The 5,101-nt window shown below is 71.8% G+C and carries 3 protein-coding genes and 5 pseudogenes; 2 read left to right on the forward strand and 6 right to left on the reverse strand.

Translation table 11 applies throughout. From position 1 onward, the window contains the following. Positions 1 to 458, forward strand: a pseudogene (locus ACWC9T_RS40660) (alpha/beta hydrolase); the annotation flags it as partial. Positions 459 to 932: 474 nt separating this feature from the next. Here ACWC9T_RS40660 and ACWC9T_RS40665 read toward each other — a convergent pair. Further along, positions 933 to 1,214 carry a helix-turn-helix domain-containing protein gene (locus ACWC9T_RS40665; protein WP_449826063.1) on the reverse strand — a complete coding sequence of 94 codons (282 nt, stop codon included), beginning with the start codon at positions 1,212 to 1,214 and terminating at the stop codon, positions 933 to 935. A gap of 960 nt (positions 1,215 to 2,174) precedes the next feature. Here ACWC9T_RS40665 and ACWC9T_RS40670 point away from each other — a divergent pair. Beyond that, on the forward strand, positions 2,175 to 2,426 hold the full coding sequence (locus ACWC9T_RS40670; protein ID WP_449826061.1) for a hypothetical protein: 252 nt from the start codon (positions 2,175 to 2,177) through the stop codon (positions 2,424 to 2,426). 224 nt (positions 2,427 to 2,650) lie between these two features. Here the strand turns inward: ACWC9T_RS40670 and ACWC9T_RS40675 are convergent. The 5 genes and pseudogenes from ACWC9T_RS40675 to ACWC9T_RS40695 form a co-directional block, all read right to left on the reverse strand. Then, positions 2,651 to 3,330 (reverse strand): annotated as a pseudogene (locus tag ACWC9T_RS40675) (ribonuclease BN). A gap of 216 nt (positions 3,331 to 3,546) precedes the next feature. Beyond that, positions 3,547 to 3,729 (reverse strand): DUF1206 domain-containing protein, encoded by a 183-nt coding sequence (locus ACWC9T_RS40680; protein WP_449826062.1) that lies wholly within the window; start codon positions 3,727 to 3,729, stop codon positions 3,547 to 3,549. A 196-nt stretch (positions 3,730 to 3,925) separates the two neighbouring features. Beyond that, positions 3,926 to 4,099 (reverse strand): annotated as a pseudogene (locus ACWC9T_RS40685) (hypothetical protein); the annotation flags it as partial. A gap of 77 nt (positions 4,100 to 4,176) precedes the next feature. Then, positions 4,177 to 4,347: pseudogene (locus ACWC9T_RS40690) on the reverse strand (hypothetical protein); the annotation flags it as partial. 431 nt (positions 4,348 to 4,778) lie between these two features. After that, positions 4,779 to 5,101 (reverse strand): annotated as a pseudogene (locus tag ACWC9T_RS40695) (alkaline shock response membrane anchor protein AmaP); the annotation flags it as partial.

Raw genomic sequence — 5,101 nt, forward strand, 5'->3', positions numbered from 1 at the left:
ACCTGCGCCGGGCGATGGAGGCCGGCGAGCCGGTCAGCGACGAGATCGTCGACGCCCTCATCCTCCCCCTGGTCGACAAGGCGGTCCCGGAATGGCAGGCCGCCCTGGATGCCCTCCTTTCGCTGCCCGAGATCGGCGGCCCGGTCGGGTACTCGGGAGGAGTGATCTCCATCGGCACCCGGCTGGCGGTGGTCGAGCCGCGCATCTCTGCCGCCGTTCTGTTCGCCGGGAGTTTCGTGCCTCGCGCCATGTTCGAGGAGGCCCGCCAGGTCACCATTCCGCTGCACGTCCTGCTGCAGTGGGACGACCAAGGGAACGACCGACAGGCGGCCCTGGACCTGTTCGACGCCTTCGGCTCCAAGGAGAAGACCCTGCACGCCAACATGGGCGGGCACACCGGCGTCCCGCAGTTCGCGGGGGACGCCGCAGCCCAGTTCTTCACCCGACACCTGAAATGACGCCGGGCCGTCAGGCCACCAGCAGACGGTAAGCCGTGTTGGCCAGAATGCTCCTCCTCGTCGAGGGCAGGTCCCGGCTCTCCTCGGCTCTCTACACCACGGGCCCCCTGCCAGACTCTCGGCAGGGGGCCGCGCTGCCCGAAGCCATGAACTGTTCGATGTCTGCAGAGCTTCGAGTGCTGCCCAAACTCGTGTACAGGTGCTGTCGGTTCTCGTGAACAAAGCCACATCGTCACGGTCCTACGCCCCGACAGGCACCCCCGCCGGCGCGATGAGGGCAGTGCCGCTGGGTGTGACTCCACCAGGACGCAGAGCCGCCGCACCGGGCGGCCCGGGGCCGGTCGGCGCCGATGTCGGCCGTACAGGTGGGGAACGCCGGCCGGCGATCGGTGGCCGAGGCTTCTCGCTCGCGGGCGGCCTGCGGTGAGCACCTGCCGCTCACCGCAGGCCGGTCTCGTCGGCCTGGCGGGCGGGTCAGGTGTCCGCGGGGGGCTCCTGGCGGTGTTGGGAGCGGCGGAGTTGTTCGTTGAGGCGCAGGGCTTCTTCGAGTTGGTCTTCGAGGATGACGATGCGGCAGGCGGCTTCGATGGGGGTGCCCTGGTCGACGAGGTCGCGGGCGCGCATGGCGATGCGCAGTTGGTAGCGGGAGTAGCGGCGGTGGCCGCCTTCGGAGCGTAGTGGGGTGATGAGGCGGTGTTCGCCGAGGGCTCGCAGGAAGCCGGGGGTGGTGCCGGTCATCTCGGCGGCGCGGCCCATGGTGTAGGCGGGGTAGTCGTCGTCGTCGAGTTTGTCGGGTGTGTCGGGGCTGGCCGTTGTAGTCACTGCACCTCTCTGGTTCTCGGGGAGAACGCGTCGAGGGGCCCCGGGGCCGTGTCGGCTCCGGGGCCCCGAAGGGGAACAACACCATCTACCGGCCTGGGCCGGTCCTGTTACTTCCGCACTGCCCCGGGGGGGGTGCGGGGATCGCGTATGCGTGACCGGAAACCACCGTCCTTGCGTAGGGGTCTGCGGTGTCCGCCCGGGCGAGTGTTCACGGGCCGGGCGATCCTGATGGCGCTTGCGCCCTCCGTTCATCCGTTGTACTGAACTGCCACTTTCGTACTGCTGGTACTGCACGTGCTGGTCGGTGGCCGTAACGGCCCACCCGATCCGGCGACCCAGCCCCGCCGGCCGCCCCGCGTCTGCGGTGGCCTGGAACCTCACTGCCCGGACCCCTCAGCACGCGCGCCCGCAGTCTGGGCGCCTTTGCCGAGGTCCTGCATGTCTCGCGACTGCCGGTACTGCACTCACTGAACTGCGTACTACTTGATACCGCTGGTGGCGGCCCCTGATACCTGCGGGCCGCCCGGTCCGGCAGCCAGCCCCGTTGCCGTCCTGCACCTGCCTGGCTTCGGAACTCCACTGCCGGACCGAACTGCGAACTTCTGTCCAACAACCCCGGCCAGTTCGTGTCTGGCCAGTATCGCCGACTGCTGTCTACGAGAGAAACGTTAGACCCGCCCGCAAGCAATGTCTACTCCGGCGAGCATAGATTTTGCCGTGCCTGTGTGTGAGGTAGTCTCCCGCTGCGCGGCGGCGGCAACCCCCCGAGCCGCCGCCGCGCGCCCGAAAGTACCCAGCGACACCGCGCAGGGAGGCGGCAGTGGAACACCCTGCGCCCGTGGCACCGCAGACGGTCCGGGACGGGCAGGCGGGCGAGGACGGGACGACTCGGGCGTGGGAGCGGCGCTGGCGCTCCTTCCCCCGGCTGCTGGTGGTCCTGGTCGGCACGCGGCCGCCGGGGTACGCGGCGCGGTAGCGGACCTGCGGCTGGCCGCCGAGGAGAACCCGGCCGTCGCCGAGATGCTGGCCGCCGTCCCGACCGGCGTCACCCGGATCGAGGACCTGGTGCAGCGCGGACCGTCCGGGCCGGTCTGGCACTCGCTCGGTGCCCGGGGCGGGCATGCCTGCGGATGGACGGAGCTGTAGGACCCGGCGCCGGGCGTTTTCACACGGTTGATATCCCGCCGTCCCACCCGTGCCGGGCCTGCTCCCACCGCTCGCCGGCCTGCCCGCGCTCACCGCCGCCGGGCCTGCGTGTGGCCACGGCCTGGTGCCGGTGGGCGGCGTTCTCCTGCGTTCGGTCCGCTAGGCCGTGGCCTGACGGACCGGACTCTCGGTGGGGTGGTGTGCTCTCTGGGACGGCCCCGGCCTCACCTTCGTCGTTTCAGTGCACCTGCCACGCGGGGATATTCGTCGTGGAGCAGCCGGCCGGCCAGTGCGCCGCCGTACACGACGGCGCCGACGCCGACCAGCCAGGACTGGGGGACCAGGACGGTGCCGATCGGTCCGTAGGCGAGGGTGTTGGTGGCGATCAGCGGCGAGAAGACGAGCCGGGAGAAGACCCTCAGGCCGAGCAGCCCGACGGTCGTGGCCACGGAACCGGGCAGCAAGGCTCTCCAGCGGACCCTTCCGCCGAGCAGCAACCGCTGCGACCACCCAGATCTTCTCGTAGGTGGTCTGCACCGCCGCTCCGAAGGACAGGCCGAAGACGGCGAGGGCGGCGAGGCTGAACGCCGTCGTGGTGGCGCAGTGTCTGGCCGGGCAGGGCGATCAGCTGCTCGACCTTGCTCCTGGAGGGCGCCGACACGCCGAGTCCTTCGCCCAGCCATTGTGCGAAGCCCTGCCCGTTCGCCGGGTCGGCCGCCGAGATGACGATCAGCAGCGGCACGAGGGTGAGGAAGCCGAGCGCCGCGAAGCCCAGCGAGCGCTGCCACAGCTCGAGGACGCTGCCCCGCCTCCATCCGCGCCCGGCCGGCGAACGGCCGGCCCTGCGGCGCAGCCGCCCGAGCAGGGACGGATGGCCCTCGGGGTCGGGTGGCTTCATCGGCATGGGGGTTGAGTACCACGGTCGATGCCGTCGCTGTGTCAACGGCGCGGCGAGCGGCCGGTCGGGCTTCGGTGGGCCGGCCGGCTGCGGTGGCGGGCGGGGTCTGGGCCACTTTCGAGGGGTTGTGGGTCGGCGTGCTGTCGGAGGTGCTCGGGCGGGCCCCGGGTGTGTACTCCGGTGCCCGGAACGGGGTCGGTTGCTCTGTCGGCACGCCTGCTGTTATCGCGCGGGCGGGTCTGATTGTTGAGCGCTCTTGTGCCAGCGGGCTTCGCAGAAGGAGTGGAGGCCGAACAGCAGGAAGCCGATCGCTGCGGCGATCAGCAGCACAGGCCCGGCGGGTGTGTCCGCGAACGAGCGCAGCGTCTCGTCCAGGCCCTTGGCCTTGCTGGGGTCGAACTTCACCGCGGCCAGCAGCGATGAACAGCCCGGCCACCGCCGCGGCGGCGCCGCACGCCACACCGCCGACGATGCCCAGCAGCGCGACGACCCGCCGCGTTCGCGGGCTCATGTCACCCGTCTGGAGATCCTCCTCGAACTTCCGCATCACCGCGCGCACCGCCATCACCACGCCCACGATGACCAGGACGGCTCCGACCACGCCGACCAGGAGCCGCCCACCCGGCCAGTCCAGCACCCTTGCGGTGCACTCCTTGGACGTCTCGTTGCCGGACCGGCCCCGGAGGAGCCGCCGACCAGGACGGTCTGCGCCACGCCGACGGAGATCACCGCGTAGAACACCGTCAGCGCCAGCGAGCCCAGGCGCCTGGTCCACTTGTCACCGCCCGGCACCGATGATCCGAACGCGGCCTCGGACAGCCGCCACAGCGCCATCGCCGCCAGCCCCACCACCAGCGCCCACAGCAGCACGCGGCCGAACGGCTGCTCGCCGATGGTCCGTACCGCGCCGGGACCTGTCAGCCTCGGTAGCGCTCCCTGCGCCGAGCCCGATCCGCACGGCCAGGACCCCCACCAGTACGTTGATCGCTCCCCGTGCGCAGAGCCCGACCCTGGCCACGACACTCATGGCATGGCTGTCGGCCAGGCGCGGCCCCTGCGACCTGGCCCCTGCGGTAGCCGCTCCTGATGGCCATACGCGGCACCTCCATGTGCCGGACCAAGCCCGCCGACGTGCCCCCGCGTCGTCGGCACCGGCGCCCACCCGGCGGGCCGCCTTGCCGGGGTTGGGTCGGTCAGGCGGAGTGGAGTGCTCGGTGCCGGAGGACGCCCTCAGGACTACCGTACGGCGCGGCTGGGAGGCTGCCCACGGGCCCGGGGAGCCGTTCACCGCCCCGCCGCGCGCGGGTGGTCCGCTGTCTGCGTGCCGCGGGCGCAGCGGGGTGGTGAGGCGGCCGGGGCGGGCAGGTGCCGGGGTGTCTGAGCGTCGTGACGAACTTCGACGGGACGCTCTCGCTCCGGCCTGCTCGGTGTTGCCGTGACCTGGTCATCGCGGGTCATTCGGCGCGGTGGGGACGGTGGGAGGCGACGCGCAGCGTGGCCCGGGCGGGGAGTTGCTCCCATCCGGTGCTCCGGCGGGCGCGGTGCAGGGTGCCTTCCAGGGCGGGGAGGATGTCCCGGGGGTGGGCGTCCGGATCGAGGGTGAGATCGAAGGTCGCGTGTGGGTGGTCAGGGTGACCGGTCAGGTTCACGTGCGCTTTGTGGACGCCGGGGAGTCGGGAGGCGTCGGCGGCCAGGGCGTCGGCGAGGGCGCTGTCGTGCAGTTCGACGCCGTCGCAGGGCGGGTTGCCGACCGGCAGGCGTCCGGGGTGCCGGTGGC

The organism is Kitasatospora sp. NPDC001159 (assembly GCF_053598235.1).